The following is a 3,387-nucleotide window of genomic DNA, read 5'->3' on the forward strand; positions in this document are numbered from 1 at the left end:
TTGACGACCATAGAGCATTGGAACCACCTGATCCCATCCCGAACTCAGCAGTGAAACGATGCATCGCCGATGGTAGTGTGGGGTTTCCCCATGTGAGAGTAGGTCATCGTCAAGATTAAATTCCGAAACCCCTATCTGCTGACGCAGGTAGGGGTTTTGTTTTGCCCGCGGGAAAGTCATTTTGTGTTTCTATGCAACTGTCTTGCGCATGGCTATCATGCGGGCCTCATTATCAGGGCGCAGTCCGCATGCTCACGTTGCTAAAACTTCTGAAGGATGGTCGCTTTCATTCAGGGCAGGCGCTGGGTGCTGCGCTGGGTATCAGTCGTAGTGCTGTATGGAAGCAATTACAGCACTTGGAAGCAGAAATAGGGCTGTCTGTTCATAAGGTTCGAGGTAGGGGGTATCAGTTGGCTAAACCTCTGGTGCTTTTGGATGCGGCAGAGATTTGCGCAAAAGGCCTTCATGAGTGGCCTGTCCATATCTTTGACACTATTGACTCCACCAACGCCGAGGCGCTGCGTTTGATCGAGCGTGGGGTGGCGGCGCCATTCATGGTTTTGGCCGAGCGACAGGTCGCTGGTCGTGGTCGTCGTGGCCGTAAGTGGGTCAGTCCGTTTGCCGAAAATCTCTACCACAGCCTGGTGCTACGCATTGACGGCGGCATGCGACAGATCGAAGGGCTGAGCCTGGTCGTCGGGCTTGCTGTCATGCATGCCCTGCGTGATATGGGGATCGCCGAGGCGGGTCTGAAATGGCCTAATGATGTCTTGGTGGGAGAGAAAAAGATCGCCGGCATTTTGCTTGAGTTGGTGGGAGATCCTGCGGACGTTTGCCATGTTGTCCTGGGCGTGGGGATTAATGTGAATATGCAATCGACTGATGAGGTCGACCAGCAATGGACATCCATGTGCCTTGAGGCAGGAAGGAATTTTGATCGAAATGAGCTGGTGGCACGATTGGGGGCGAAGCTTCAGCACTATCTGGAGCTTCATCGTGCATCGGGGTTTGCCGCAATACAGTCGGAGTGGGAGCAACACCATCTTTGGCAGGGCAGGGCTGTCTCCCTGATTGCTGGTGTTAATAAAATTGACGGTATTGTGCTGGGCATTGATCACCAGGGTGCGCTGCGTTTGAAGGTAGAGGGTGTGGAAAAAAACTTTAGCGGTGGTGAGCTCAGCCTGAGGTTGCGTGATGATTCTTGAGCTTGACTGCGGCAATAGCTTTATCAAATGGCGTGTTCTTCGTGCCGACGGGGTGACGACGGTTGACGGCGGTGTGGTCAGCTCTGACAGCGATTTGCTGGTGAGCCTCAGTAATGCCGAGAAGTTCCAACTCAAGAAATGTCGTCTTGTTAGTGTGAGGACTCCGGAGGAGACAGATTCATTGGTCGCCTCTCTGGTTGATGCGTATGGGGTGTCGGTGACCCGTGCTATGCCTGCCCGAGAAATGGCGGGGGTGAAAAACGGCTATCAGGATTACGAGCGGTTGGGGCTTGATCGATGGCTGGCCCTGCTTGGTGGGTTCCATCTTGCTTCAGGCGCGTGCCTGGTCCTTGATTTTGGTACTGCCATTACGGCTGATTTTGTGGCGGCGGACGGTGAGCATCTCGGCGGATTCATTTGTCCGGGCATGCCTTTGATGCGTAACCAATTGCGTACTCACACGCGAAGAATTCGATATGACGATATGGCGGCTGAGCGAGCCCATGAGAGTCTCGCTCCAGGTCGGACAACTGTCGAAGCGGTCGAGCGCGGTTGCATGCTGATGCTCAGAGGGTTTGTCCTGACTCAGCTTGAATTGGCGCAGCAATATTGGGGAAAGGATTTCGTGGTGTTTCTCACGGGTGGGGACGCCAATCTGGTTTCCGGGGTTGTTCCTGATGCCAGGGTGGTGCCCGACCTGGTATTTGTCGGTTTGGCGATGGCCTGTCCTTTGTCTTGAGGTTTCTATGCGGTGGTTGTTTCTGTTGTTGCTGGTTTTGAATGTCTTCTACTACATCTGGCATCAGCAGGAGGCCCCACTTCGCGCCAAGGATGTGACTCCGCTCAGTTTGTACCGCGGTTCGCAGCAGGATATTCACCTGTTGAGCGAAACGGCGGATGCACTTATCAGGCGCGACCTGGGTAAACCCGGTGAAGCGCCAAAGACCTGTGTTTACTTGGGTGGTTTTGTTCGTCCGGAGCTGGCCAGGCAGCTGGAGCAGCGATTGGCTGCCTCGGGCGTTGTAGGTCGTTCTGCTGCGCCGAACTCGCCAAATCTCCCTGAGGGTGGGGGATTCTGGGTTCAGGTTTCCCAGGAAAGCGCGGGAAAGGTGAATGAAACGTTGCTTCAAAACCTTTCTAAAGAATTCAATGAGTTAAAACATAAAATAATGCCATGCGAAGGGGTTGCACCCGCTGGGTAGTTTGCATAGAATGGCGCCCGCTTCGCAGCGAAGACCTTTAAAGGTTAGCGATACGAAGCGACGTCAACGCAGCTAACCTCAGGTTTTTAATGAGAAAATGCTTGACAGAAGGCTGGCATGATATAGAATGCCGGCTCGCTTAGGAGGGGTTCCCGAGCGGCCAAAGGGATCAGACTGTAAATCTGACGTCTACGACTTCGAAGGTTCGAATCCTTCCCCCTCCACCATTTTTAGCGTGAGCTGCAAGCTCCGCGGGTATAGTTTAGTGGTAGAACCTCAGCCTTCCAAGCTGATGATGCGGGTTCGATTCCCGCTACCCGCTCCAAGTTTGCAGGTTGTGCAAAGTGTTTCGCTCTTGTAGCTCAGTTGGTAGAGCACACCCTTGGTAAGGGTGAGGTCAGCGGTTCAAATCCGCTCAAGAGCTCCATATAACAAGGCAGATATGAAAATATCTGCCTTTGTTTTAATGGCTTGTGTGACTCGCTAAATTCTTCTCCTAGGGGTGATTTCGATGGCTAAGGAAAAGTTCGAACGTAATAAGCCGCACGTCAACGTTGGTACCATTGGTCACGTTGACCACGGTAAAACCACGCTGACCGCTGCTCTGACCCGTGTCTGCTCCGAAGTTTTCGGTTCGGCCAAGGTTGACTTCGACAAGATCGACAGCGCCCCGGAAGAGAAAGCTCGCGGTATCACCATCAACACCGCTCACGTTGAGTACGATTCGGCCGTGCGTCACTACGCACACGTTGACTGCCCAGGTCACGCCGACTACGTAAAAAACATGATCACTGGTGCTGCTCAGATGGACGGCGCGATCCTGGTTTGCTCGGCCGCTGATGGTCCGATGCCGCAAACCCGTGAGCACATCCTGCTGTCCCGTCAGGTAGGCGTTCCGTACATCGTTGTCTTCCTGAACAAGGCTGACATGGTTGACGACGCTGAGCTGCTGGAACTGGTTGAGATGGAAGTGCGCGATC

4 protein-coding genes, 3 tRNA genes and 1 rRNA gene are annotated in these 3,387 nt (G+C 53.7%); all 8 read left to right on the top strand.

The annotated features are described in order from the left end of the window. Positions 1–115: ribosomal RNA gene (rrf, locus tag F7R20_RS31295) — 5S ribosomal RNA — on the top strand. A 133-nt stretch (positions 116–248) separates the two neighbouring features. Then, a complete protein-coding gene (birA, locus tag F7R20_RS31300) occupies positions 249–1,205 on the top strand; it encodes a bifunctional biotin--[acetyl-CoA-carboxylase] ligase/biotin operon repressor BirA (RefSeq protein ID WP_003206107.1) in 957 nt (318 codons plus the stop codon). Continuing rightward, complete coding sequence (locus F7R20_RS31305) at positions 1,195–1,944, top strand: pantothenate kinase (protein ID WP_003206105.1); 750 nt, start codon at positions 1,195–1,197, stop codon at positions 1,942–1,944. Before birA ends, F7R20_RS31305 begins: the two co-directional genes overlap by 11 nt. Before the next feature lie 7 nt (positions 1,945–1,951). Continuing rightward, a complete protein-coding gene (locus F7R20_RS31310; protein WP_003206104.1) occupies positions 1,952–2,407 on the top strand; it encodes a hypothetical protein in 456 nt (151 codons plus the stop codon). Between the two features lie 142 nt (positions 2,408–2,549). Next, positions 2,550–2,634 (top strand) — tRNA-Tyr (locus F7R20_RS31315). Between the two features lie 24 nt (positions 2,635–2,658). Next, a tRNA-Gly gene (locus F7R20_RS31320) sits at positions 2,659–2,732 on the top strand. A 26-nt stretch (positions 2,733–2,758) separates the two neighbouring features. After that, positions 2,759–2,834, top strand: a tRNA-Thr gene (locus tag F7R20_RS31325). Positions 2,835–2,918: 84 nt separating this feature from the next. Further along, on the top strand, positions 2,919–3,387 hold a 469-nt coding region (locus tag F7R20_RS31330; RefSeq protein ID WP_151180632.1), incomplete at its 3' end, for a GTP-binding protein.

This window comes from Pseudomonas brassicacearum subsp. brassicacearum (assembly GCF_008801605.1).
Lineage (GTDB): Bacteria > Pseudomonadota > Gammaproteobacteria > Pseudomonadales > Pseudomonadaceae > Aquipseudomonas > Aquipseudomonas brassicacearum.